Below are 25,140 nucleotides of genomic sequence, written 5' to 3'. Positions count from 1 at the left end.
CAGTTATGAATCGGCGGCGGTGAAGCGTCAGGCTTTGTAGCGCTCGGCAACCGTCGATTGCTTGATCTGCGACAGCAGTCCCTGCCGCGCCGCCTGCAACGCATCCCAACGCGCGCCGTCCTGCAAGGGTGGAATGGTTACGCCTTCGCGGCGATCGAAGCCGACCAGCGCGGCATCCACCAGGTCGCTCACTTCCATGATTTCGCTCAGCGTATTGATGTCGATGCCGGCGCGTTCCCAGATTTCGGTACGGGTGGCTGCCGGCAAAACGGCTTGGACGTAGACGCCTTTGGGCGAAAGCTCGAGGCTCAGCCCTTGGGAGAGGAACAGCACAAAGGCTTTGGTTGCGCCGTAGACCGACATGCCGAATTCCGGTGCCAGGCCGACCACCGAGCCGATGTTGATGATTGCGCCTTCGCCAGCGTTTGCCAGGCGCGGGGCGATGGCGCTGGCGAGTCGAACCAGCGCGGTGGTGTTGAGCGCAACGAGGTGCGCGACGCTGTCGGTGGTCTGTTCGACGAAACTGCCGGACTGGGCGGCGCCGGCGTTATTGATCAGGATGCCGATGCTGTCGTCATCGCGCAGGCGGGCCTCCACCTTGTGCAGATCGCCGGTTTGGGTGAGGTCGGCCTGGAGCACATCGACGCTGACGTTGTGTTCATTGCGCAGTTCGCTTGCCAGCGCTTCCAGCCGCGCGTTGTCGCGGGCGACCAGCACCAGATCGTGGCCGCGTTGAGCGAAGCGCTTGGCATAGACCGCGCCGATGCCGGTGGAGGCGCCAGTGATGAGGACGGTTTTGCGAGTGGTCATGGTGTCGGTCTCTTCAGGGGGAGGAAATGTGCGATCAACTTCAGTTGCGGGTGCCGGATTCGGCGAACGTCGGGTAGTCGATGTAGCCCTCTGCGCCGCCGCCATAGAGGGTGGCTGGGTTGAGCGCAGCCAAGGGGGCGTTGGACTTGAGGCGCTCCACCAGGTCCGGATTGGCAATGTACGGCCGACCGAAGGCGATCAAGTCGGTCTTGTCTTCGAGCAGTTGCGCAGTCGCCAGCTCCAAGTCGTAACCGTTGTTGGCGATGTAGGTGTTGTTGAAGCGTTGGCGCAAGCCGGCAAAATCGAAGGGCGCCACGTCGCGCGGTCCGGCAGTGGCGCCTTCGACAACGTGAAGATAGGCGATGTCCAGCGTGTTGAGCTGGTCGACGATGTAGTCGAACTGCGCCTGCGGTGCGCTGCTGGACACGCCATTGGCTGGCGATACCGGCGAGATGCGCAGGCCCGTGCGCCCGGCACCGATCTCGCCCACGACGGCGGCGGTCACCTCCAGCAGCAGGCGCGCGCGGTTTTCAATCGAGCCGCCGTATGCATCGGTGCGCACGTTGGCGCCATCCTTGATGAACTGATCAAGCAAGTAGCCGTTCGCACCGTGGATTTCTACGCCATCGAACCCGGCGGCAATGGCGTTGGAGGCCGCTTGGCGAAAATCGTCGACGATCCCTGGCAGCTCGCTGACGTCGAGCGCTCGTGGTTCAGACACGTCCTCGAAACTGTTATTGACGAACACCTTGGTGGCCGGGCGAAGGGCGGAGGGCGCTACCGGCGCTGCGCCGTTTTTCTGCAGGGCAACGTGGGAAACACGCCCGACATGCCATAGCTGCAGGAAAATCCGACTGCCTTTGGCATGTACCGCATCGGTGACGGTGCGCCAGCCGTCGATCTGCGCCTGGGTATAAATTCCTGGCGTGTCCTGGTAGCCCTGACCTTGTTGCGAAATCTGCGTGGCCTCGGCGATCAGCAAGCCTGCCGATGCCCGCTGGCTGTAATAGGTCGCCGCGAGTTCGCTGGGAACGAAGCCTTTTCCGGCCCGGTTGCGGGTCAGTGGTGCCAGCACGACTCTGTTGGCAAGGGTAAGGGAGCCCAGTTTATGCGGGGTGAACAGAATCTGGTTGGTCATGGGTCTTGTGTCCGTGCCTGTGGAGGAGGTTTCGTACCGCTTGTTTCTAGGATGATGACCGAAATCTAAACTGTCAACGAATTTGATTATGCTCGGCATCTATGTATGATGAGGGCTTGATTCGAGCGGCCACGAGGCATACGCAAATGAGAGTGACCAAGGCCCAGGCACAGGCAAACCGCGAGCACATCGTCGAGACGGCGTCCGTGTTGTTCCGCGAGCGCGGCTTTGACGGAATAGGCGTGGCGGACCTGATGGCCGCTGCGGGTTTTACCCATGGCGGCTTCTACAAACATTTCGGTTCGAAGGCCGACCTGATGGCTGAGGCTTCCGCGAACAGCCTGTCGCAGTCGCTGGCCAGCACCGGCGAGCTTGATGTAGCCGGATTTTTTGCGATGTATCTATCCAGGGAACACCGCGATGCGCGGGGGCACGGTTGCACCATGGCGGCGTTGTGCGGGGATGCGGCGCGTCAGTCAGACGAGTTGAAGGCGACTTTCGCCAGCGGCGTCGAAAGCACCCTGGCTTCGCTTGAAAAAAAGCTTGAGACACAAGAGGAGGGGGGCCGGGCGAAGATGCTTGGCCTGCTCGCCCAGGCTATCGGCGCGATCATGCTGTCGCGCGCGTGCCCGGACGATGCTCCGCTGGCTGGCGAAATACTCGAGGTCTGCCGAGCACAGATCCTCGCGTCCCTGCCAGCATCGGAGCCATGAAAAACCAGCGGTAGCGCAGCTCGTGCTACCGCTGTCCGGGTCAGAAAATGAACTTGAACAGGGCAATGACCACGATTAGGCCGATGAGGAAAATGATCCCGACGGTACCACCAAGAAATTTCAACATGAGGACGCTCTCTTCAGATGGGCTTAGTGTTCTAGACCCCTGGCGAGCGCGCGCGGTTCGTTAAATTTTCGAATGATCGGGCCACAGGCTTCAGTGAACCGCCAGGGACCTCGGGACGGAAACGTATTCGAACTTCGAAACGGTCTTGATCCAGTACCGCCGATACTCGGTCTTGTCCGGCGCCAGCGGTTTATGGCTTGACCAACGGTTTTCCGCCTTCAGGCTGGCGCGATACGCCTCCCATTCTTTCTGCTCGGCCACTTCCCTGGCTTTGTTCCTGTCATCGAACCAACCCAGCACGTACGCATCGCTCTGGTCCGTGCCGCTCGCTATCAGCAGATATATGTCTGTCATCACCGGTTCCCGCCGCAATCCAGCCACCCAGTCACTGGGCTCTTGTGAGGGTTATCGGCCGCCGTAGCGGTTTTTGAAGCCGTTTGATAAACGGCCCTGGGTTCGACGCACCACTGCTCAGGCACCCTCCGTCTGCGCAAGATAAGTCATCAGCCATTCGCGGAAGCGATTGACACTTTGCCGGTTCGGCGCGCGCCCCAAGGGTTCCAGCAGGCAAAACTGCGCATCGGTGCGCAAGAGGCTGGAGGTCGGGCGAACAAGGTTGCCGGTCTGCAAGTGGTCGCCGAGCAACCTCGACCAGGCCAGGGCCACACCTTGCCCGGCCAGCGCCGACTGGATCAGCATCGAGTAGCTGTTGATGTTGATCCGCCGACGAGGCTCTGGCGCCTGGTGGCCCAGGCGTCGGAACCATTCCTTCCAGCCGATCCAGTCCCGATGCTGATCCTCCAGCCATAACCAGGTGCAGGCGCCGAGCTGTTCGAGCCTGCCGGCCTCGGGATGCTGCGCCAGGTACGCCGGGCTGCACACCGGGAAAATCTCTTCGCTGAACAGCGTGGTGACCTTCATGTTGTTGGGCGGCTTGCTGCAGTAATACAGCGCCAGATCGCAATCGAGTCGGGAAAAGTCCTCGACCTGGTCGGTGGCGATGATGCGCAGGTCGATCTCTTCGTGCTGGCGCTGAAACTCCGAAACAAGCGGAAGCAGCCACAGGGATGCCATCGCCGTACTGGTGACCACGGTGACTTGCTGCGCGCCTTGCCAATGCCGAACGCCAGCCGTGGCGCGGGCGATCTGCTGCAGAGTGTCGCGAATGCTTTCGTGGTACTGGCTGCCTGTAGAAGTGAGGTTGATTTCACGGGTCGTGCGGATGAACAGTGCCGTGCCCAGATAATCTTCGAGCAGGCGTATCTGGCGGCTGATGGCGCCCTGGGTGACGTTCAGTTCACGAGCCGCCACGGTGAAACTCAGGTGGCGAGCAGCGGCCTCGAACGCCACCAGGCTGTTGAGCGGCGGCAACGGTTGCAGTTTCATCGGGCTGGGTCACTGTCTTGTTTGGGGTCAGGCGCAGGGTGATTGTGCAGAAGCCTGCGCGCAGTGACTAGCGGATCAGGCGTGACGGCTAGAGATCGATGATCAGATTGGAGGTCGGCTTGCTGCAGCAGAGCAAGCGCAGGCCCTTATCGATCTCCCGTTGCCGGATGCCGCCGTTGTGGTTCATATCCACCGTGCCTTCCAGCAGGGCGGTCTTGCAGGTGCCACAGATGCCCTGGCTGCACGAGGAGGGCACGATCGCCCCGGCTTTTTTTGCCGCGCTCAGCACGGTCTGGTTGCCGGGCATGCTGAAGGTCTTGCCCGAGCGCGACAGGGTGACGGTGAACATCTCTTGCTGGTCGAGTGAAGGGGCCTGCTCAATCAGCGGTTCCTCATTCAGCACCGCGATATCGAAGCTTTCCTGATGATAGTGGCGAAAATCGAACGCCGCTTCCCTGAGCAGCGACTTGACCGCTTCCATGTAGCCCTGGGGACCACAGGTGAAGATTTCCCGCTCGTTGTAGTCAGGCACTTGCTGGCTCAACAAAGGCAAATCGAGCCGGCCGATCGGCTGCTGCCACTGGCTGGCAGCGCCAAGCCCTTCGCAAATACCAATGACCCGCAGGCCGGGCATATCGGCCTGCATTCGCGTCAGTTCGTCATGGAAGATGATATCCGCCGGCGTGCGGGCGCTGTGCAGGAATACGATGTCGAGATTGGCCGCCATGTCGCAGGCGGCGCGGGTCATCGACATCAAGGGCGTCACGCCGGAACCGGCCGACAGGTACAGCAGTTTTGTCGCCGGATGACCCACCGGTGTGAAACTGCCCGCCGGGCCGGAGGCCCTGAGGTTGTCTCCCGGTTCGAGATGGTCATGCAGCCAGTTCGAGACCACGCCACCCGGCACACGCTTGACCGTAATCGAAAAGGCGAACGGGCGCGTGGGGGAGGACGACAGCGTGTAGCAGCGCGCGATGGTTTGCCCACCGATGACCGGCGACAGCGTGATGAATTGCCCCGGTTCGAAGCTCAACGCACTGAAGTCCGCGCATTGGAACACGAACGTCTTTACGTCATGGGTTTCCTGGTGCACGGCGCAACATGACAAGGTTTTCTGCTCGCCGCTGTGCCATTGCGAGCCATAAGCGGTCCAGGTCGTCGGGTCGGTAAAACGTTGGGGCCGCGTCAGCTTTTCGTAGGTCGTCATGTCCATCCCTCACACGCCATGGGCGGCCAGACGCGCCGCGTACCAGCGAGAAAACTGGTCGACATAGGTTTCGGTAAACGCCGAGAACGGTCCGGGTGAATAGGCCGGGTCCTGGGTGCCGCTGTGGGTGATGCCGACCAGGTTGGCGTCTTGAAGATTGGTCGCCGCCCAGACTTCGATCAGTCTATCCACCTGGTAGTCCACGCCCTCGATGGCATCGGCGTGCACCAGCCATTTGGTCCGCACCAGGGTTTTGTCGGGCGCCAGCGGGATGATGTAGGAGACCACCGCATGGTCGCTCATGATGTGGGTCCATGAGTTGTGGGTCCACAGGTGCATGTCGCCCAGATCGCGCCGGGTGAGGTCGCCAAACAAGCGCGTGCAGGCGACGCGGGTATCGAGGGTCTGGGATTCGCCGTTGCCGGCGATGGCCAGGCGCTGGGTGCGGAACTGAGTCACCGCGTCCTCGCCCAGGTGCTCGACGGCCTCACAGAGGTAGCCTTGGTTTTCCCAGTCTTGCCTGGTATCGGCGTTGCGCTGGTGATATTCCTTGAGTGCCAGGAGCGAGTCCTCGCCCAGGCCGTCGGTGCAGAAGCCGAAGTCTTCCGGCAGGAACGACGCGGTCAATTCGGGGTGAGTGGCGGCGCAGTGATAACACTCGCGATTGTTCTCGATCACCAGTTTCCAATTGCCGTTTTCGATGATTTCCGACTCGTAGGCAATCTTCGAACGGGCAAGGTCATATTGAGCGAAGCGTGGGGTCATGACCTGGTCGAGGTACAGGATGTCTTCCGGCGGCTCGTCACTCAGGCAGACGAATACATGGGCACCCACCACGCGGGTGTGGACCGGGATCAGGCTCTTGCACCCCGGGTCGAAATCCTTGCCCATGTGCGCGGCATGTTTCAGGCTGCCGTCCAGGTCGTACGTCCATTGGTGATAGGGGCAGACCAGCATGCCCACCGTCGATTTGCCGGCCTGTTTCAAGCGCGCCCCACGGTGCCGGCAGACATTGCGGAACGCCTGCACATGCTCGTCATCATCGCGGACCAGGATGATCGAGGATTTGCCGATATCGATCGTCGAAACATCGCCGGGTTCGGCAACGTCGCTGGTGACCCCCACCAGAATCCAGTGTCTGGTAAAAAACACATCGACGTCGGTTTCAAAAACATCCTCGCGGCCGAACAGACCGCCGGGCATGCCATGGCCCGGGGTGCGGTCGGCCAGCAGTTCACGATGGGTTTTAAGGGTTGGGTTCATCGTCGATCTCACTCAAGGCAAATGATCGGTGGTTGGCGGACAAGCAGTGCTGCAGGGAAAACGGGTTTCGTTTGTTCAGGCCACCGCAGGCTCTGACAATGGCTCGGATAAAACCGGGCGCGACAGGTCATGCCCGAGCAGTGCGCGGTACAGTTCCGTATCGCCCAGTACACCGACGACGGTCTGGTCTGTATCGAGCACGATCAATGGATGTCCTGTTTCGTAGCGGATACGCAGCGCCTCGCGCATGCCGGTATCCGCCGGCACCGAGGTGACCAGGCGGCGCAAGGGCGCGGTGGCCTCGTTGCGGTTCCAGTATTGCAGCGGTTGGGCCGCAGCGCCGCGGCGCACGCTGGCCAATTCTTTCGATGCGTTCAGCGCAACCCAGAGGTTCTGCACCGTATCCAGGCAATATTCGCCCTGTGCGGATATGCACTGGTCCAACGGGGTCATCAGGCTTCCCGCACAGAGCACATTCAGTGGGTTGGTGTGGGCGACGAAGTTGCGCACGTAGTCATCGGCCGGCTTCAGCACGATCTCCTCGGGTTTGCTGTACTGGATGATCTTGCCGTCTTTCATGATGGCGATCCGTGTTCCCAGCTTGAGGGCTTCGTCCAGGTCATGACTGACGAAGACGATGGTCTTGTGCAACTTGCGCTGCAGGTCGAGCAGTTCGTCCTGCAGGCCTTGGCGAATCAGCGGATCGAGGGCCGAGAAGGGTTCGTCCATCAGCAGGATATCGGCGTCCATCGCCAGGGCGCGGGCCAGGCCGACGCGCTGCTGCATGCCGCCTGACAACTCGTCGGGCTTCTTGTTGCGCCATTGGGTCAAGCCCACCAGTTCAAGCTTTTCATCGACCAGCTTGCGCCGCTCCTTCTCGGGGCGGCCTTGCATTTCGAGGCCGAAACCGATGTTCTCGCGCACGGTCAGCCAGGGCATCAGGGCGAATTTCTGAAAGACCATGGCGATGCGTCGGGTGCGCATCATTTTCAGCTCGGCCGGGGTGCAGGCGGCGATGTCGATCTGTCGGCCCTCGTGCTCGACGAACAATTTGCCGCGACTCACCGTGTTCAAGCCGTTGATGCAGCGCAACAGGCTCGACTTGCCGGAGCCGGACAGGCCCATCAGCACGCAGATTTCACCTTTGTTGATGTCGAGATTGGCCTTCTCCACGCCGACGATCAGGCCGGTTTGCTGCAGAATCTCCGGGCGCGAAAAACCCTGGTCGAGCAGCTCCAGCGCCGGCTTCGGGCGGTTGGCGAAGATGACGTCGACGTCTTCAAAACGAATGATGCTCATGCGTCACCTCTCTTTACGGTTTCGCGCTGCTTGCAGATGCGGTCGAGGATGATCGCCAACAACACGATCGCCAGGCCTGCTTCGAAACCCATGGCGATATCGGCGGTATTCAAGGCGTTGACGACAGGCTTGCCCAGGCCATCCGCGCCGACCAGCGCGGCGATGACCACCATCGACAGCGACAACATGATGCATTGGGTAATCCCGGCGGCGATGCTCGGCATGGCATGGGGCAGCTCGATGCGTGCCAGCAGCTGGCGACGCGAGCAGCCAAAGGCTTTGCCGGCGTCCATCAGTTCTTGAGGAACATCGCGCACGCCCAGGTAGGTCAGGCGGATTGGCGCGGCAATGGCGAAGACCACCGTGGAAATCAATCCCGGAACCACGCCGAGGCCGAACAGCGTCAAGGTCGGGATCAGGTAGACGAAAGTGGGAACGGTTTGCATCAGGTCGAGCACCGGTCGCAGGGTTGCGTAGAACCAGGGACGATGCGCCGCGACGATGCCCAGCGGCACGCCGATGATGACGCACACCAGCGTGGCGAATGTCACTTGGGCCAGGGTTTCCATGGTTTCCTGCCAGTAGCCCAGGTTGAAGATCAACAGGAACGACAGGGCGACGAAAAGCGTCAGGCTCACCTTGCGTTGAATGTAATAAGCGAAGAGGGCCAGCAGCCCGATCAAGGCCGGCGGGTTGAACCAGAGCAGGGCGCTGGTAAAGACCGCAATGACCTCGGAAAGCGACAGCGAAATGGCGTCGAAGACATCGGCGCCATGTTGGGTCAGCCATTCGACGTATCGGGCGATGTACTCACCCAGCGGGAGTTTTTCTTGTGCAGTCCACATAAGGCGGCTCGTTTTTGTTCTGGTTTGCCTGGAGCAGATACTCATCCGGGCGTGCGGTGCTGACAAACCATTTAAAGTCAGTGGCTCATGAGTTTTTGTCATCAATCTGGCCGGGCTTCGGGCGCACAGGCCGCGCTGCGTTGAGCAACTGTACTCAGGTGTACATTCGGCGGGCATCCGAGTACATTCGCGTTACGTATGTTCAACAAGGTGGATGCAAGATGCCCCAGGTAGGGAAGGCGCGCGGCAAGGCCCAGGACGCCGGCTGGCGAGGGTCGCCCGAAGGCTGGCTGGAAGCGGCCTACGAGGCCTTGAAGGAGTCCGGCATCGATGCGGTCAGGGTCATGCCGCTGGCCAAGCGTTTGGGTTTGTCACGCACCAGCTTCTATTGGTTCTTCGAGGATCGTGAGCAGTTGCTCGCCGCCTTGCTGTCGCGCTGGCGCGAGACCAACACCGGTGGCCTGATCCGGCAAAGCGAGAGCTACGCCGAGAGCATTTCCGAGGCGATCCTGAACGTGTTCGAATGCTGGCTCAACCCTCAGTTGTTCGATTCGCAATTCGAATTTGCCGTGCGCAGCTGGGCGCTCCAGTCCGCTGAAGTGGCGCAGGAAGTCGCCATCGTCGACGAGCAGCGAATGGGTGCCCTGGCGAGCATGTTCAAGCGCTTTGGTTACGACAGCCAGGGCGCCGACGCACGGGCCCGGACGATCTACCTGACCCAGATCGGCTACATCACCATGAACACCAGCGAGCTGATCACCGTGCGTTTCCAGCGCATCCCGCATTACGTGAGCATTTTCACCGGCAAGGTACCCAAGCAGCGGGAGCTGGATCGTTTTTACGGCAAATTCGGTTATGCCGAAAAAGAGCCGGGGATCTTTGTGCCGTTGACGGAAACCTTTGAAGAGACGGCCGGGAAATGAACGCGCCGACGCTGGGCATCATTGGCGGAACGGGCTGGCTGGGCGGGGCGATTGCCAAGGCTGTGTTGGCGCAGGCGCTGTTGCCGGCGGGCAATCTGGTTATTTCCAATCGCTCGGGTGTCCATCCTTTGGCGCAACAAGGCGTTTGTCTCGTCACGGACAACCAGGCGCTGGTGGACCGCAGCGACGTGATCATCATTGCGGTGCGCCCTGAGCAGTTCGCCGGCCTGAGCCTCAATGCTTCTGGCAAGACAGTCATTTCATTGATGGCCGGGATCACCGCGCAGGCCATCGCCGCCCGGACCTCGGCTTCGAGGGTGCTGCGGGCGATGCCCAATGCGGCGGTGGAGATCGGGCAGTCGTTTACACCTTGGTATTGCTTCGGCGTGGTGGATGCGGCGACGAAGAGCTTCGTCCAGCGCTTGTTCGGATGCGTCGGTACTGCCGCCGAGGTTGAGCAGGAAGACTTCATTGATTACCTTTCCGCGCTTTCCGGCACCGGCCCGGCCTTTCCCGCCTTGCTCATGACAGCCCTGGCCAATCAGGCGATGGAGGCCGGCATCCCCGCCGAGATTGCGCAGCTTGCGGCGAAGAATGTCGTGGTCCACAGCAGCCAGTTGCTGGCCAGCCATGACGCCCGGCAGATGATCGACGCCCTGGTCGCCTACCGCGGCGTGACCGCCGCCGCCCTCCAGGCGATGACCGAGGGACATTTCGAGGAGCAGGTGGGGAAGGCATTGCAAGCCGGTGCCGCGGTCGCCCGTCAGGGCCTGCAAGCCTGATTCACTGATCAGACCTGTGGGAGACCTGTGGGAGCGAGCCTGCTCGCGAAAGCGTCAGCCAGTCCAACATCCCTTTCACTGAACCACCGCCTTCGCGAGCAGGCTCGCTCCCACATTTGGATCTTTATCAATCATACAATTGCTGTGCAACACAGAACCCTGTGGGAGCGAGCCTGCTCGCGAAAGCGTCAGCCAGTCCAACATCCCTTTCACTGAACCACCGCCTTCGCGAGCAGGCTCGCTCCCACATTTGGATCTTTATCAATCATACAATTGCTGTGCAACACAGAACCCTGTGGGAGCGAGCCTGCTCGCGAAAGCGTCCGCCATCCAGCATCCTTGTCACTGAACCACCGCTATCGCGAGCAAGCTCGCTCCCACATTTGGATCTTTATCAATCACAAGATTGCCGTGCAACACAGAACCCTGTGGGAGCGAGCCTGCTCGCGAAAGCGTCCGCCAGTCCAGTATCCCTGTCACTGAACCACCGCCATCGCGAGCAAGCTCGCTCCCACATTTGGATCTTCATTTATCGACACAATTGCTGTGTCCTTATCCGGTCGCGCTTCAGATGTCCTTGACCAACCGCAGCGCATCGTAGATGGCCGCGTGGGTATTGCGCGCCGACACCGCATCGCCGATCCGGAACAGCTGGAAACGGCCTCCGGGGTTGGTCACGATATTCTGGGTTTTCCCGGCGATCAGGTTGTGCTGCTCGACCGCGCCGTTGTTGCTCGAATGCGGCCGCAACTCAAAGTACAAATCGTCCAGGGGCAGGGTCCCGTGGTTGACCACCACCTGATCGACCACGCGTTGCTTGTGCACCTGGCCGTAGTCGCTGCCGAAGTGGGCGATCAGTTGGCCGTCGCGTTTTTCCACGAAATCGACCCGATAGGTGACGGTGAAGGTAACGTTCAGGTCTTGCAGGCTGCGCATGTAAGGCACCAGATTCATCGCCATCACCTCCGGTGCGAACGATCTGTCGGGCGTGACGATTTCCAGTTTCGCGCCGCTGCTGGCGATGATTTCGGCCGCCTGTAGCGCCGCGTGGTCGCCGGCGTCGTCGAAGATCAGCACGTTCTGGCCGGGCTTGATATCGCCGGAAATGATGTCCCACGTCGACACCACCAGCTCATTACCTTGCTTGAGCACCTCGGTGTGGGGCAGACCGCCCGTGGCGACGATCACCACGTCCGGTTCTTCGGCCATCACCGTCTCGGCTTCGGCCCAGGTGTTGAACTGGAACTTCACGCCGAGGCGTTCACATTGCGCCATGCGCCAGTCGATGATGCTGATCATCTCGCGGCGGCGCTCGCTCTGCGCGGTCAAGCGGATCTGCCCGCCTGGCTGGTCGGCCACTTCGAACACGGTGACTGCATGGCCGCGCTCGCCGGCCACCCGTGCTGCCTCCAGGCCCGCCGGGCCGGCGCCGATTACCACCACCTTGCGCTTGAGCGGCGCCTTGGGGATTTCGTGGGGCATGGTGGTTTCGCGCCCGGTGGCGGCGTTGTGGATGCAATACGCGGCGCCGCCCTGATAGATGCGGTCCAGGCAATAGTTGGCGCCAACGCAGGGGCGGATCTCTTCTTCACGTTTTTCAATGATCTTGCGCACGATATGCGGGTCGGTCATGTGCGCGCGGGTCATGCCGACCATGTCCACCTTGCCCGAGGCGATGGCGTGTCGCGCCGTGGCGACGTCCGGGATCTTCGCTGCATGAAAGGTCGGAAAACCGGTGGCGGAGCGGATCTCGCCAGCAAAATCCAGGTGCGGCGAGTTGCGCATGCCTTGGATCGGGATCACGTCGGTGAGGCCGGCATCGGTATCGATGTGCCCGCGCACGACGTTGAGGAAATCCACCAGCCCGCTGTCCTTGAGCATGTGGGAAATCTGCAGGCCATCGCTGGCGCCAAAGCCGCCCGGCAGGTCTTCGTCGCCGGTATAGCGGACCCCCAGCAGGAAGTCCTCACCGCAACGCTGGCGGATGCCGCGCAACACATCGAAGGTGAAGCGCATGCGGTTTTCCAGCGAACCACCATAGGGGCCGTCGAGATTGTTGGTCAGTGGCGACCAGAATTGATCCATGAGGTGCCCGTAGGCCTGCAGTTCCAAACCGTCGAGACCGGCGGCCTTCATGCGTTCGGCGGCGTCCACGTAATCCTTGACGATCCGGTCGATGTCCCAGTCTTCCATCTTTTTCGGGAACGCCCGGTGGGATGCTTCGCGGCGATGGGACGGCGAGACGACCGGTAGCCAGTCAGCCTTGTCCCAGCGCGTGCGCCGCCCCAGGTGGGTCAGTTGAATCATCACCGCGGCGCCGTGTTCGTGGCATTCGTCGGTCAGGTCCTTCATCCATTTGACCACTTCGTCCTTGTACGCCAGCACGTTGTTGAACACCGGCGGGCTGTCCCGTGAAACCGCAGCGGAGCCCGCGGTCATGGTCAACGCAACGCCGGCCTTCGCCCGTTCGACGTGATAGGCGCGGTACAAATCCTTCGGCATGCCATCCACGGGATACGCGGGCTCGTGGGAGGTGGTCATGATCCGATTCTTGAGGGTTAGATGCTTGATCTTGTAGGGCTGCAGCAGAGGATCGCTGGACATGGTGTTGCTCCGGGAACAGAACATCAGGCTTGGTTTTGACATAACGGTATGTGCAATGTTCATGTGTGTCAACGATTGAGACACAGGTGTACATTTTTCTTGCGCGGGGGAAAAACCAGGATTACCATCCAATCGAAACAGGGGTGGTCCGGCGTCTGCGCGCCGGTCATCGCGCATCGATCCAAGTGCAAGGGGGCTGTGCAAAGACCATGAAAGTGCTCGTTGCGATAAAGCGCGCCATCGATCCGAATGTGAAAGTCCGGGTGAAGGCTGACGGTTCAGACGTTGAGCTCAACGGCGTGAAAATGGCCTTGAATCCGTTCTGCGAGATCGCGGTGGAAGAGGCGATTCGCCTCAAGGAAAAAGGCCTGGCAACCGAAGTGGTGGTGGTCTCGGTGGGCACTTCGGCCGCCCAGGAACAACTGCGCACGGCGTTGGCACTCGGTGCGGACCGAGCACTTCTGGTCGAGACCAGCGCGATTCTCGAGCCCCTCAACGTCGCCAAGTACCTGAGCAAAGTGATTGAGCAGGAACAACCGCAACTGGTCCTGTTTGGCAAGCAGGCAATCGACCAGGAAAACAACCAGGTCGGGCAAATGGTCGCGCAGTTGATCGGCAGCGGTCAGGCCACTTACGCCTCGGCAGTCAATCATGTCGATGGGCAATGGCTCGTCGAGCGTGAGGTCGACGGGGGCAGCCAGGTGGTCGCGCTCTCGACGCAGGCCGTGGTGACCTGCGATCTGCGCCTGAACCAACCGCGCTACGCCTCGTTGCCGAACATCATGAAAGCCAAGAAAAAGCCCTTGGAAACCATTGCCGCTGACAGCTTGGGCGCGAGCGTGAAGCAACACTCGCGATTGCTCGGTGTTGTCCCTCCGCCTGTACGCAAAGCAGGCATCACGGTCGCTTCGGTGACCGAGTTGGTGGATAAACTGAAAACTGTTGCGGGGGTGATTTGATGCGCACATTGGTGATCGCCGAGCACAGTGCCGGTCAACTGACGGCAGGCACCTGGAGTGCCGTGAGTGCTGCCGCGGCGCTGGGTGCTGAAACGGATTTGCTGGTGATGGGCTGGACGGACGCCCCGGCCATGGCGCAACAGGCAGCGTTGACCCAGGGCGTGGACCGGGTGCTGCTCGCACAGGCGGCGGTGTTCGAAAATGCCCTGGCTGAAAACGTCCAGCCGCTGATCACTTCGCTGGCGGCCGAGGGGTATACACACGTCGTTGCCGATGCCAGCAGCATGGGCCGCAATCTGCTGCCACGGGTCGCGGCGAGCCTGGATGTGGGCATGCTTTCGGACGTTACCCACATCGTCTCGGCGGACACTTTCCAGCGGCCTGTTTATGCCGGCAATGCCATCGCCACGGTGCAGTCGCTGGATCCGATCAAGTTGCTCACGGTGCGCGCTTCGGCATTCGCCCCAGCGTTATCCCATGACAAACCCTGCGAAGTGGTTGCAGTGGACGGCGGACAAAGCGCCAGCAACGTGCGTCTGGTGAGCGAACAATTGACGGCCAACGAACGGCCCGACCTGTCGAGTGCACGCGTCGTCGTTTCCGGTGGCCGCGGGATGCAGAGCAAAGAGAACTTCGCCCTGATCGAGCGGGTGGCCGACAAGCTAGGCGGTGCCGTGGGGGCCTCCCGCGCTGCTGTTGATTCGGGATTCGCGCCCAACGATTTGCAGGTCGGGCAGACGGGCAAGATCGTCGCGCCGGAGCTTTATATTGCCGCAGGCATCAGTGGCGCCATTCAACATCTGGCGGGCATGAGCGGTTCAAAGGTCATCGTCGCGATCAACCAGGACGCCGAGGCACCGATTGCCCAAGTGGCGGATTACCTGTTGGTGGCGGATTTGTTCGAGGCGCTGCCGGCACTCGAAAGGGCATTTTGAATTCAAGACGTAAAACGACGAACCCGTGGCGAGGGAGCTTGCTCCCGCTGGGTCGCGCAGCGGCCCCAGGTTTTGCGGCTGCTGCGCAGCCGAGCGGGAGCAAGCTCCCTCGCCACGGGTTTATCGACAACCTTGAAAGAATCAGCCCGCCAACGGGCGGAGGAGGGTAAGCCACACCCAATAGCCGTGATTTGATAATTAGAACTTGCCCATGGCCGTGCGCGGTCGCGATGGGAAATGAATGCTTCTGCTGCCCTGCCAATAACTATTAATACAGTCTGCGGAGATGCACATGATGACGTTACCCCGTAAAACTTTTATCGGCTGGTTTGCCGGCCTTGCATTGGCCTGCGGCAGCCTGATCGCTCAAGCCGAGGAACCCGCGCCCATTCGTATCGGCTGGGTGAACTGGTCGGATACGGAAATCGCCGTGAAGCTGGCGAATACCGCGTTGCAGGATCATCTCAAGCAACCGGTCAAGCTGGTACTGGCCGACATCGGCATCCAGTTCCAGGCACTGGCCAACGGCAATATCGATTTGATTCCGATGGTCTGGCTGCCGAGCACCCACAAGTCCTTCTATGACAAGTACAAGGACAAGCTCGAAGACCTCGGCGTACTGTATGAAGGCCGGATCGGCATGGCGGTGCCCACCTCGATTCCTACCAGTGAAATTGCCAGTGTCGAAGACCTCAACAAACCCGAAGTGCGGGAGAAGCTCGGCGGCAAGATTCTCACCTCGGAAGTGGGCAATGGTCAGTACAAGCTGACGGAAAAAGCCATCAAGGAATACAAGCTCGACGGCTACAAGATGGTTGCGTCTTCAGAGTCCGGCATGCTGAGTGAACTGGATCGCAACATCAAGCGGGACAAGTGGTCGTTGGTCAACGCCTGGAGCCCTCATTGGATGTTCGCCAAATGGCCGCTGCGTTACCTGGATGATCCGAAGCAGATATTCGGTGGCGCCGAGCAGATCCACGCGATTGCCCGCAAAGGTTTCAGCGCCGAACATCCGGACGTGGCGCGCTTCTTCGCCAACTTCAAGATCCCGAAAGCGGACCTTGAGAAGTTGATGGCGGATGCCCGCGAAAGCACTGCGGACAAGGTGGTTGCCGAGTACTACGCGGCGAACAAACCGCGCTTCGAAGCGATGTTCGGCAGCCAGACTGCTTCTGCTACGCCAGCTCCGTAATCACCGCTGTCCCATGATGGTTTTGTTGCCGTCCGGTGCCCTTAGTCAGGGCACCGGATTTGTTGTTTTCAAGGATAAATAGTCTGTAAGCGCTGCTACTGCCTGACAACTTTAAAGACACTCCGTTTTCGTTATTGCGCTCTTAGGATTCTAATGAGTGGCATTGTTTGGTTTGACCAATGATTATTTGTCATGAGTGCAAAAAGAAATATGGTTTGTCTGTAACTGTCCGGTTCTCGACAATGACTTAAGCGCAAGTACCAAGAGGAGTTGCGCTCCACGGGTACTTGGCTTCCCGCCATTATTCAAAGTGTTCTGTTGAGGACCGATCGATGAATCAGATGACCGACGCCAGGCTGAATAGCAAACAAATAACTTTCGAAGAAATTCCGCTCATTGATATTGCCGCTCTGGTCGATGGTAGTGATCCCCGGAAAGTCGCACGCGAAATAGGTGTGGTTTGCGAGGAGGTCGGGTTTTTCTACGTTGGCAACCACGGTGTGCCCAGAGCCCTGACCGATGCCATGCATGTTCAAGCGAAAGGCTTTTTCGCCAGGCCTTTTGACGAAAAGAATAAACTCAATGTGGTTAATTCGGGCCCTACGCTCCGCGGCTATATCCCCATGTACGCGGAGAACGTCGATCCGGAAAATACCCGTGATTTCAAGGAGTGCTTTGACTACGGCGCGCACTATGACGAAGTGTCGCCTTTCTTCGGAGCCAACCTGATGCCGGCTGAGCCTGCCGCGTTTTCCGATGTTTGCGAGGCCTACCACAATGCAATGCTGGCGCTCGCACGCAAGCTTATCAGCGCCATTGCGTTGAGCCTCGATCTGCCAGCGGATTACTTTGAAAAGTTGCAACGCAAACCGATCACCATCCAGCGCTTGCTGCGCTACCCCTCGCAAAGTGGCGAGGTGTCTCAGAAGGAAATAGGGATCGGAGCACACACGGACTATGGTGTCCTGACGATCCTGTTCCAGGACCGGGTCGGCGGCTTGCAAGTGCGCAATCGCGCGGGTGAATGGGTAAGCGCTCCTCCGCTGGAAGATACGTTCATCGTCAACATCGGGGACCTGGTCCAAACCCTGACGAATGATCGCTACACCTCGACCATGCACCGGGTCATCAATACCAGTGGTGTCGAACGGTACTCCTTCCCATTCTTCATTGACCTGGACTTCGACGCGACAGTAGCGACCGTTGCGACCTGTGTCAGCGCCGGCAACCCGGCCAAATATGCGCCTTACACCTGTGGCCAACATAAGTACCGTCGTTTTGTTGCCAGCTATACCCACCTGAAGCCCATCGAGGCCTGACATCGGAGGACCTGCCTCCTCGTCAGCAGGCGCTATATCTCGTAGCGACTTTCCTTCGAAGGAGGAAAGCCAAAGAGCGTGCTATAGCACTTGCTGAAGTGAGGGGTAGAGACAAACCCGCAGGCAATGGCGACATCCGTGACGCTCAGCCTGGAGTTCTGTAGCAGGCGCCGCGCCTCGGTCAGCCGTAGTTCCAGATAGTAGCGCTGGGGAGACATATTGATCTGCCTGCGAAACAGGCGCTGGATCTGGCGCTTGGACAGCTGAACGCATTGAGCGAGCAAGTCCAGGCTCAAAGGTTCTTCAAGGTTGCATTCCATCAATGCAATGACTTCCCGCAGGCACGCACTGACTTTGCGGTCCAGGACCTTGGCCGAGGTACGAAACCGAGACTCATGGTCCAACAGGTCAAACACCGCGTCCGCGAGTTTCGGGTCGAGGGCCGCGTACAGCCATTTCATCATGATCTGAAAGGCGCCGGCAGGGTTGGACGCGGTGAATCGGTCCCTGTCGAACACCACTGTATCCAGCGTCACCGTGGTCTTCGGTGAACACTCCGACAAGGCCATTCGTTGTTCGGCATGAATAGCACATCGGTAACCGTCCAGCAGTCCAGCCTTGCCCAGGTACCAGGCGCCGTTCCATAACCCGCCGAGCGCAATGGGCAGGTTCGCCAGTTTGGTCAGCAGCGTTACCAGCCCGTGGGGGAGTACCCTCGGCGTGCGCAGGCCGCCGCAGACAATCATCAAGTCCAGCGCCGCGATCCTGATATCGGTCAACGGTGTGTCTGGCCTGATGGGGATTGCCAGGTCGCTGATCACTTCAGAGTCGTTGCGACTGAAAGTATGGATTCTTATCGACCCTGGCTGAATCAGATTGGCGGTGACAAGCACGTCCAGGCATTGAGTGAAACAGGTCAGGGAGAAGTTATCGAGCAACAGGAAGCCCACGCTCGATGTTTTCTGGGACTCGATCATCGCGTTCATGAGTGGTGCTTCGTATCCCGCAGGAAACTGTCATCGAAAGGGCAGTGGGTGAGTAACTCATAACCGGCCTCGGTCACCAGCAATTGGTTCTCCAGCTTGATGCCATCCTGTCCGCCCACCTCACCGACATACGCCTCGACGCACAGGGCCATGCCCGGCTGCAGTTCGCCCTCGTATCCGTAGGACTCCAGGTCCTCCGGATAACGAATGCTCGGGTACTCGTCACACAGCCCGACGCCGTGATAAAGCACGCCATACCGTTGAGCCCGGCACGGCTCGGGCAACCGGTGCGCCTTGGCGGTCAGCTCGGTGAAGCGTACGCCTGGCTTGATCAACTCGGTGTTATGGATGATATGGTCATGGGCGATCCGGTACAGGCGCTTCTGTTCGGGCGTGGGCTCCAGCCCCCCGCAGATCCAGCTGCGGGACATGTCCACGCACATGCCGTAGGTGCCGATCAGATCCGTGTCGAATGACAGCAGGTCGCCGTCGTTCAACACGCGTGGGCCGGACTCCTGGAACCAGGGGTTGGTGCGAGGACCGGAACTGAGGATGCGCGTCTCGATCCATTCGCCACCGCGGCGGATATTGCCGGAATGCAGCGCGGCCCAGACATCGTTTTCGGTCGCGCCGGCGCGCATTGCCTGGTGCATTTCGGCCACTGACGCTTCGCATGAAGCCACCGCACAGCGCATCGCCTTGATTTCATCCGGGCCCTTGATCATGCGCGCGAATTCGGTCACTTCCTGGCCGCTGCAAATCTCGATTGCCAGGGCATCCAGGGCACGTACGCCGGCGACTTCTATTCGATCGACCGCAAGCCGTCGGTTGACTCCGGCGTGTTGGCGCAGCAAATCGTCGATTTGCGCGGCGAAATGCCTGGCGTGTCGATCAGTGTGTTCACCGGTCTCGAAAAAGAAAAAAGATGCCCCGCTGCGTAGCTCCGTCACCAGCGGCAAGTGGGCGGACAAGTGATCACAGCCATGGAAGTCCCACAAAACCACATGCCCACTGGCGGCGACGAAGCATGCCCGTGCAGGGTTATGAGTCGTCCACAGTTGCATGTTGGTGGTATCGGTCGCGTAGCGGATATTCAGCGGATCGAATAACAGGATGCCACCCAGGTCACGGGCGACCAGCTGATCGACAATCCGTCGTAATCGGTACTTGCGCAGGGTGGGCAAATGGGGCGGCTCCAGGCCCAGCCGCTCCCACTCCGCAAACGCCAGCGGCGTAGGGCCTATCTCGACGCGGTTGTTGTCATCGACGGAGCCGTCTTTTTTCAGTGCTACTGCACGCTGCCTCGCCGGGTCGATGCGCCGGGCAGAGGCTGGAATCGAAAAAGGTGAAGGAGGCATGAGGGGGTCCAGTGTTCAGTCTGCTAGAAGTATTGCCAGCTGTGCCGGCCTCATCGCGAGCTTGCTCGCGATGAGGCCAGTACAGTCGCTACAAATCGCGACCCTTATTAAAAGCATCCAGCTTACGAAGCATCGATCCAGATGGTTTTCAGCTCGGTGTACTGATCGTGTGCCCAGACGGATTTGTCGCGACCACCAAAACCGGACTCCTTGTAGCCGCCGAACGGCGTGGAGGCGTCGCCTTCACCGAAACAGTTGACCGTGACCACGCCCGCCCGAATTTCCCGCGACAGCCGCAAAGCGTTACGCAGGCTGCCGGTATAGGCAGATGCCGCCAGGCCGTAGACCGTGTCGTTGGCCAGCGCAATGGCTTCGTCGATCGTGCTGAAGCGGGTGACGCTCAGGACCGGGCCGAAGATCTCCTCGATGAACAGGCGACTTTCCCGTTCAACACCGTCGATGATCGTCGGCTGCACGTACACACCGGACTCGGTCTCGCCACCTTGCACCACATTGAGTTTCTGCTCGGCCGCATATTCGAGATACGAACGCACCTTCTCGAAATGCGTTTTGCTGATCATGGCCCCGAGGCGATTTTGCGGGTCCAGCGGGTCACCCATTTTCCAATCGCGCAGGTGCTTGCCGATCAGTTGCAGCAACTCATCCTTGACGTCTTCATGGACGATCAGCCGCGACGACGCCGAGCAGTTCTCGCCCATGTTCCAGAAAGCGCCGGCGGTCACATACTGGGCAACCTGATCGAGGTCTTCGCAGTCATTCATCACCACGGCGGGGTTCTTGCCCCCCAGTTCCAGCACCACGCGCTTGAGGTTCGACTCGGACGCGTACTTGAGGAACAACCGGCCTGTGTCGGTAGAACCGGTGAAGCTGACCATCGCCACATCCATGTGCCGGCCGATTGCCTCGCCAGCCTCGCGACCACCGCCAGGGGTAATGTTGAATACACCGGCCGGAATACCAGCCTCATGAGCCAGCTCGGCGACACGCAGCGCGGTCAGGGTGGTTTCCTTGGCGGGCTTGACCACGATGGAACAGCCGGCGGCCAGGGACGGACCAATCTTCCAGGCCAGCATCAACAGCGGGAAGTTCCAAGGCAGGACCAGGCCGACCACGCCGATCGCTTCGCGCACCACCATGGTTACGGCACCTTGGCCGGTCGGCGCGGTACTGTCGTACACCTTGTCGATCAACTCGGCATGCCAGCGCAAGGTATGGATGGTATCGGGCACATCGACATTCTGGCATTCGCTGACCGGCTTGCCACTGTCCAGGCTTTCCAGCACCGCGAGCTCATGGGCATTGTCTTCCAGCAACTGGGCGAAACGCAGGAGCACCTGCTTGCGTGCGCCGGGCGACAGCTTGTGCCAGCGGCCATCCTCGAACGCTTGCTTCGCGGCAGCCACGGCAACGTCGACGTCACGGGTATCGCAAGCCGCTATCTCTGCAAGCTGTTCACCCGTGGCAGGATTCGTCGTGATGAAGGTTTTTCCAGAAAGCGCATCGCGGAACTCGCCATTGATGAAAGCCTGGGTAGGAAACTGCAACTTGGCGGCGATGGCCGCGTACTGTTCCTTGGTCAGTAAATCAGCCATCTCATGCACCTCCAGTGATTTGCGCGATGTTGCGCTTGAGCTCGGTGACGACACTTTGCAGCGCCTGTTTCTCATCAAGGTCCAGGCCGTGCAGGGGGGCACGCAGGCCACCGGTGCTCAAGCCGTTCAGTTCACAGCCGTACTTGATGGACTGGACAAATTTCCCACCTTCCAGGAAATCCATCAGCGGCATCATCGCCGCCATGATTCGGCGACCTTTGTCGAAGTTCTTCTCGACCACGCAGGCCTCGTACAGCGCGACGTGTTCACGGGGAATGAAGTTGGAACCGGCACATACCCAACTGCGGGCGCCCCAGGCGAAAAACTCCAGGGCTTGATCGTCCCAGCCGCAAGACAGAGCGATGTGCGGATACTTGCAGGCCAGACGGTGCATCTGCGCCATGTCGCCAGAGCTTTCCTTGATGGCGACGATGTTTTTCACATCGCGGACTTCGTCAAAGAATTCCTCGCCCATGCTCACGCTCATGCGGCCTGGATAGTTGTAAAGCATGATGGGGAGATTGGCGGCGCGGTCCACTGCCTTGACGTGCAGCGCGATTTCCTTTTGCGTTGGCAGTGCATAGGGCGGTGAACCCACCAGCAGCGCATCGGCCTTGATCGCCTTCGCCGCTTCGGCGTAGGCGACCGAGTCTTCGGTGCGGATGGCGCCGGTCCCCACGATCAGCGGCAGGCGACCGCGCAGCACGTCCTTGGCCTGGGCAGCCAGGTCGAAACGCTCCTGGGCGGTGTGGGCATAATATTCGCCGGTCGAGCCGCCGATAATGATGCCGTGTACCTTGGCGTCGACCAGATATTCCAGGACTTCGGCGAAGGCTGTCTTATCGATACTGCCGTCTGAGGTCAGGGGCGTAACGGCCGGTGTGTAAATGCCTTCAAACTTCATTGATATCGCTCCAGTTAATGTCACTGTTCAACCAAGGGAGGCCGCTTGCCGAGAATCGAGCGAGCGGACCTGAACTTCTTCAAGTGTGTCGGGGCGGGTCAACTTTCTTTACCGGCGCGGTATTGCCCCCAGCGCAAACTTATATTGACGCCCGCTGAAACCAGCGGGGCGGGTGGATTAGGGCAGGGGCCGGGTGATTTCAAGACGAAATCAATAAGTTCGGAGTGTTCGCCGGCCAGCCAATCCGCCAGAAGTTTTCCGGTCGCCGTCCCGCGGGTAACACCCAGGCCGTTGCAGCAAAGTGCCCCATAGACATGGGGTGAAAGTTCGCCGAAATAACCCATATGGTTACGCGAAAGAGCCAGTGCGCCGCCCCAGGTATATTCGAAGTTCATCTCGGGCAACATGGGAAAGCGTTGCTCGAAAGAGGCTTGATGCCTGGCGACAAAACGTCTCAAGTATTTTGCATCGCTGCGCCCGTCGGGGTTGAAGCTGAAACTGTTACGGATCAACAGGCGGTTGTCCGGGGTGCGACGTACCGTGGTGCCGAATGGGTCCGCAGGAATCACCCCCCAATAAGGCCGGCCGCCCAGGCGAGCTTGCTCTTGCTCGGTCATGGGACGGGTCAGGCTGGCATAGGTGAACACCGGTAGCATTCGCCCTTTCAGGAAGCCGAAACTCATGCCAAAGGCATTATTGGTCAGGATCAGTTTGTCCGCGGTGATTGAGCCCCCGGCGTGCTTGAGCACCGTCCTGGTGCCGTACTCGACATGAGTGATCGCGGTGTTTTCGTAGAGTGTCACGTTGCCTGGGAGGCTGTCGGCCAAACCTTTGACCAGCGCCGAGGGCTGAAGCAAGGAAGTCCCTGGCGTAAATAAGGCCTTGCGGTAGAAATGCGTGCCGATATGTTCGGGTAGTTCGCCAGCCTCGATCATCTGGTAGGGTTGATCGAGCTTATCGAGTCCGCGACGGTAGGCTTCCAGCACAGCGATGCCCCGTGGTTCAACGGCCGCCTGATATTTACCGCAATGCTTCATCTGGCAATTGATGTTGTGGCGTTCAACCAATTCTTTTAGATAGCTCAGGCCGCTCAAATTAAGTTTAAGGGTTGTTTTTGCAGTGGCGATATCACCGATGTAATCTTCTGCGGCGATGTCATGCGGCAAGTCGATAGCGAATCCGGCATTGCGACCGGAAGTGCCAAAGCCGATTTCCTGAGCGTCGATCAACACGATGTGATCGTCGGGGAAATGAGTCGCGAGCTGCCGGGCGGCGGCGAGCCCTGTAAAACCGGCACCGACAATCACCCAACGTGCGCTGTCGTGACCTTGATGGGCTGGCTTGACCTGGCGCCCCCTGCTCAAGTGATACCACCCGCAAGACTGATCATCGGCAGGTAACGAAGAGACTTTCAACATTTCAAGATCCTGTTCATTCAACCAATCCGACGCCTGTCTTGCAAAAGCTTGCTTGGCAATTTCACGGCGACTGAGTATTTAACGGGCGTAACGGTCAAGACGTTGCAGTTTCAATTAACGACAGGGTAGGTCATCAAATTATTCTGAGGATTGCTTGATATCCAGCAACATTAAATCAAGAAAAATATAACCCTCCGTTATCAATAATCGAAACGGGAGTTTTCCCAATTGGATTTCATAAACTAAATGTTGCGTAGAACCGAGCGCCATTAAAAGGCGGGGGCAGTCATCGATTCGCCCCGCCTTTTGTTCGTATCAATTGCTGGCTTGTGTCGCTGCGGCGCGAGCAGTTTGTAACCAGGTATCAAACTGCTGCCGATGTGCGGCTACCCACTCCTTGGCGTGACGGCGAATATCCGCAGGCTTTTTCTCGCCCTGTTGCATCTTCAGGTTCTGGGCACTTTCGTCAGCCGTAGTAATCTGCATCACCGAAAGGAACTTCAAGGCTGCCGGATTTTTGTCGGCGAAATCTTTATTCAACACGGCCTCGACCTTATCCACTGCAAAGCCGAGATTCTTGCCCTTGTACATCGTGTCAACGTCATTATTGCCATCAGGCAGGTCGGTTTTCGGTACTTCCAGCCAGACCACATCCCTGTCTTCGACCAGAACGGTGGCAATCCACTGTGGGACCCAGGTGAAGTAGAGAATCGGCTGTCCTTCCTTATAACGGGTAATGGTGTCAGCCATCAGCGCGAAATAGGAGCCCTGGTTGACCGTGACCGTTTTTTCCAGGTCATAGGCCTTCATGTGATGGGCAATGATCAGCTCGCAGCCCCAGCCAGGATTACAGCCCGTCATGTCTGCCTTGCCGTCGCCGTTGGTGTCGAACAGCTTGGCGATTTCCGGTTTCTTCAAGTCGGTGATGTACTTGATGTTGTGCGCTTCAGCGGTCTTTTTGTCGATCAGATAACCTTGAAGTACACCGGGCATGATGTCGCCCGCCTTGACCATGGCTTTATCACCCCCGGCCTGCTGGAAGAATTTATCGTGCAACTTGTCCCACAAATGCACGGTAAAGTCCGCATCACCGTTACCCAAGGCCATCATCATGACGCCGTATTCGGTCTCCTTGGGCTCCTGCACCTTGTAACCCAGCTCTCGCAGCCCTTCCATGGCCACTTCGCCACGGAAGCGCTCTTCAGCGATGGACGGGAAGATGGGGGTGACCTTCACACCGTCGCCCGGTTGGTTCGCCGAGGCGTTTGCGCACAGGGACATGGCCGCAATGGCCAGGGCTGTAGCGCAATTGAGAATGCTGCGGGAGAGCTTGAATTCAGACATTGTCCTGTACCTTTT

At 59.5% G+C, this 25,140-nt stretch carries 22 protein-coding genes; 7 read left to right on the top strand and 15 right to left on the bottom strand.

Annotation, left to right across the window (positions count from 1 at the left end; all coding sequences use genetic code 11):
- Positions 1 to 27: 27 nt before the first annotated feature.
- Positions 28 to 810, bottom strand: coding sequence for an SDR family NAD(P)-dependent oxidoreductase (locus J3P94_RS18005; protein WP_434569067.1), 783 nt, complete (start codon positions 808 to 810; stop codon positions 28 to 30).
- A gap of 40 nt (positions 811 to 850) precedes the next feature.
- On the bottom strand, positions 851 to 1,948 hold the full coding sequence (locus tag J3P94_RS18000; protein ID WP_434569066.1) for an alkene reductase: 1,098 nt from the start codon (positions 1,946 to 1,948) through the stop codon (positions 851 to 853).
- 146 nt (positions 1,949 to 2,094) lie between these two features.
- Between J3P94_RS18000 and J3P94_RS17995 the strand changes: the two genes are divergently transcribed.
- Positions 2,095 to 2,661 (top strand): TetR/AcrR family transcriptional regulator, encoded by a 567-nt coding sequence (locus J3P94_RS17995; protein ID WP_434569065.1) that lies wholly within the window; start codon positions 2,095 to 2,097, stop codon positions 2,659 to 2,661.
- A gap of 217 nt (positions 2,662 to 2,878) precedes the next feature.
- Here J3P94_RS17995 and J3P94_RS17990 read toward each other — a convergent pair whose 3' ends face one another.
- From J3P94_RS17990 to choW, 6 genes are all read right to left on the bottom strand, one after another.
- Positions 2,879 to 3,142, bottom strand: coding sequence for a hypothetical protein (locus J3P94_RS17990; protein WP_305495615.1), 264 nt, complete (start codon positions 3,140 to 3,142; stop codon positions 2,879 to 2,881).
- Between the two features lie 117 nt (positions 3,143 to 3,259).
- Positions 3,260 to 4,174 (bottom strand): LysR substrate-binding domain-containing protein, encoded by a 915-nt coding sequence (locus tag J3P94_RS17985; protein WP_434569064.1) that lies wholly within the window; start codon positions 4,172 to 4,174, stop codon positions 3,260 to 3,262.
- An 88-nt stretch (positions 4,175 to 4,262) separates the two neighbouring features.
- On the bottom strand, positions 4,263 to 5,381 hold the full coding sequence (locus J3P94_RS17980; protein WP_434569063.1) for an FAD-binding oxidoreductase: 1,119 nt from the start codon (positions 5,379 to 5,381) through the stop codon (positions 4,263 to 4,265).
- A gap of 9 nt (positions 5,382 to 5,390) precedes the next feature.
- Positions 5,391 to 6,644: an aromatic ring-hydroxylating oxygenase subunit alpha gene (locus J3P94_RS17975; RefSeq protein ID WP_434569062.1), complete on the bottom strand. Its 1,254-nt coding sequence runs from the start codon at positions 6,642 to 6,644 to the stop codon at positions 5,391 to 5,393.
- Positions 6,645 to 6,719: 75 nt separating this feature from the next.
- Complete coding sequence (gene choV / locus J3P94_RS17970; RefSeq protein WP_434569061.1) at positions 6,720 to 7,943, bottom strand: choline ABC transporter ATP-binding protein; 1,224 nt, start codon at positions 7,941 to 7,943, stop codon at positions 6,720 to 6,722.
- Positions 7,940 to 8,788 (bottom strand): choline ABC transporter permease subunit, encoded by an 849-nt coding sequence (gene choW / locus J3P94_RS17965; protein WP_434569060.1) that lies wholly within the window; start codon positions 8,786 to 8,788, stop codon positions 7,940 to 7,942. The genes choV and choW overlap by 4 nt, the downstream gene beginning before the upstream one ends.
- Before the next feature lie 221 nt (positions 8,789 to 9,009).
- On the opposite strand from choW, the gene J3P94_RS17960 reads away from it, so the two are divergent.
- Together J3P94_RS17960 and J3P94_RS17955 are read left to right on the top strand one after the other, a co-directional pair.
- A complete protein-coding gene (locus J3P94_RS17960; protein WP_305495603.1) occupies positions 9,010 to 9,711 on the top strand; it encodes a TetR/AcrR family transcriptional regulator in 702 nt (233 codons plus the stop codon).
- Complete coding sequence (locus J3P94_RS17955; RefSeq protein WP_434569059.1) at positions 9,708 to 10,493, top strand: pyrroline-5-carboxylate reductase family protein; 786 nt, start codon at positions 9,708 to 9,710, stop codon at positions 10,491 to 10,493. Before J3P94_RS17960 ends, J3P94_RS17955 begins: the two co-directional genes overlap by 4 nt.
- A gap of 567 nt (positions 10,494 to 11,060) precedes the next feature.
- Here J3P94_RS17955 and J3P94_RS17950 read toward each other — a convergent pair.
- Entirely contained in the window at positions 11,061 to 13,097 is a 2,037-nt protein-coding gene (locus tag J3P94_RS17950; protein ID WP_434569058.1) for an FAD-dependent oxidoreductase, read from the bottom strand.
- A 209-nt stretch (positions 13,098 to 13,306) separates the two neighbouring features.
- On the opposite strand from J3P94_RS17950, the gene J3P94_RS17945 reads away from it, so the two are divergent.
- The 4 genes from J3P94_RS17945 (at position 13,307) to J3P94_RS17930 (ending at position 17,502) form a co-directional block, all read left to right on the top strand.
- Positions 13,307 to 14,056, top strand: a complete 750-nt coding sequence (locus J3P94_RS17945) for an electron transfer flavoprotein subunit beta/FixA family protein (RefSeq protein WP_434569057.1) — start codon at positions 13,307 to 13,309, stop codon at positions 14,054 to 14,056.
- Positions 14,056 to 14,991: an electron transfer flavoprotein subunit alpha/FixB family protein gene (locus tag J3P94_RS17940; RefSeq protein WP_434569056.1), complete on the top strand. Its 936-nt coding sequence runs from the start codon at positions 14,056 to 14,058 to the stop codon at positions 14,989 to 14,991. Before J3P94_RS17945 ends, J3P94_RS17940 begins: the two co-directional genes overlap by 1 nt.
- A gap of 292 nt (positions 14,992 to 15,283) precedes the next feature.
- Positions 15,284 to 16,183 carry a glycine betaine ABC transporter substrate-binding protein gene (locus tag J3P94_RS17935; RefSeq protein ID WP_434569055.1) on the top strand — a complete coding sequence of 300 codons (900 nt, stop codon included), beginning with the start codon at positions 15,284 to 15,286 and terminating at the stop codon, positions 16,181 to 16,183.
- A 332-nt stretch (positions 16,184 to 16,515) separates the two neighbouring features.
- Positions 16,516 to 17,502 carry an isopenicillin N synthase family dioxygenase gene (locus J3P94_RS17930; RefSeq protein WP_434569054.1) on the top strand — a complete coding sequence of 329 codons (987 nt, stop codon included), beginning with the start codon at positions 16,516 to 16,518 and terminating at the stop codon, positions 17,500 to 17,502.
- Between the two features lie 32 nt (positions 17,503 to 17,534).
- On the opposite strand, the gene J3P94_RS17925 is transcribed toward J3P94_RS17930, so the two are convergent.
- From J3P94_RS17925 to proX, 6 genes are all read right to left on the bottom strand, one after another.
- Complete coding sequence (locus J3P94_RS17925) at positions 17,535 to 18,488, bottom strand: GlxA family transcriptional regulator (protein WP_434569053.1); 954 nt, start codon at positions 18,486 to 18,488, stop codon at positions 17,535 to 17,537.
- Positions 18,485 to 19,846, bottom strand: coding sequence for a dimethylsulfonioproprionate lyase DddP (gene dddP, locus J3P94_RS17920; RefSeq protein ID WP_434569052.1), 1,362 nt, complete (start codon positions 19,844 to 19,846; stop codon positions 18,485 to 18,487). The genes J3P94_RS17925 and dddP overlap by 4 nt, the downstream gene beginning before the upstream one ends.
- Before the next feature lie 122 nt (positions 19,847 to 19,968).
- Positions 19,969 to 21,459 (bottom strand): aldehyde dehydrogenase, encoded by a 1,491-nt coding sequence (locus tag J3P94_RS17915; protein ID WP_434569051.1) that lies wholly within the window; start codon positions 21,457 to 21,459, stop codon positions 19,969 to 19,971.
- Between the two features lies 1 nt (position 21,460).
- Positions 21,461 to 22,363, bottom strand: a complete 903-nt coding sequence (locus J3P94_RS17910) for a dihydrodipicolinate synthase family protein (RefSeq protein ID WP_434569050.1) — start codon at positions 22,361 to 22,363, stop codon at positions 21,461 to 21,463.
- A 98-nt stretch (positions 22,364 to 22,461) separates the two neighbouring features.
- On the bottom strand, positions 22,462 to 23,781 hold the full coding sequence (locus tag J3P94_RS17905) for an NAD(P)/FAD-dependent oxidoreductase (RefSeq protein ID WP_434574245.1): 1,320 nt from the start codon (positions 23,779 to 23,781) through the stop codon (positions 22,462 to 22,464).
- Between the two features lie 315 nt (positions 23,782 to 24,096).
- Complete coding sequence (proX, locus tag J3P94_RS17900; protein ID WP_434569049.1) at positions 24,097 to 25,125, bottom strand: glycine betaine/L-proline ABC transporter substrate-binding protein ProX; 1,029 nt, start codon at positions 25,123 to 25,125, stop codon at positions 24,097 to 24,099.
- Positions 25,126 to 25,140: the final 15 nt, after the last annotated feature.

Source organism: Pseudomonas sp. Z3-8 (assembly GCF_051131975.1).
In the GTDB taxonomy this organism is placed as follows: domain Bacteria; phylum Pseudomonadota; class Gammaproteobacteria; order Pseudomonadales; family Pseudomonadaceae; genus Aquipseudomonas.
Note: the sequence above shows the minus strand (reverse complement) of the source record. Positions and strands in the feature narration are given on the sequence as shown.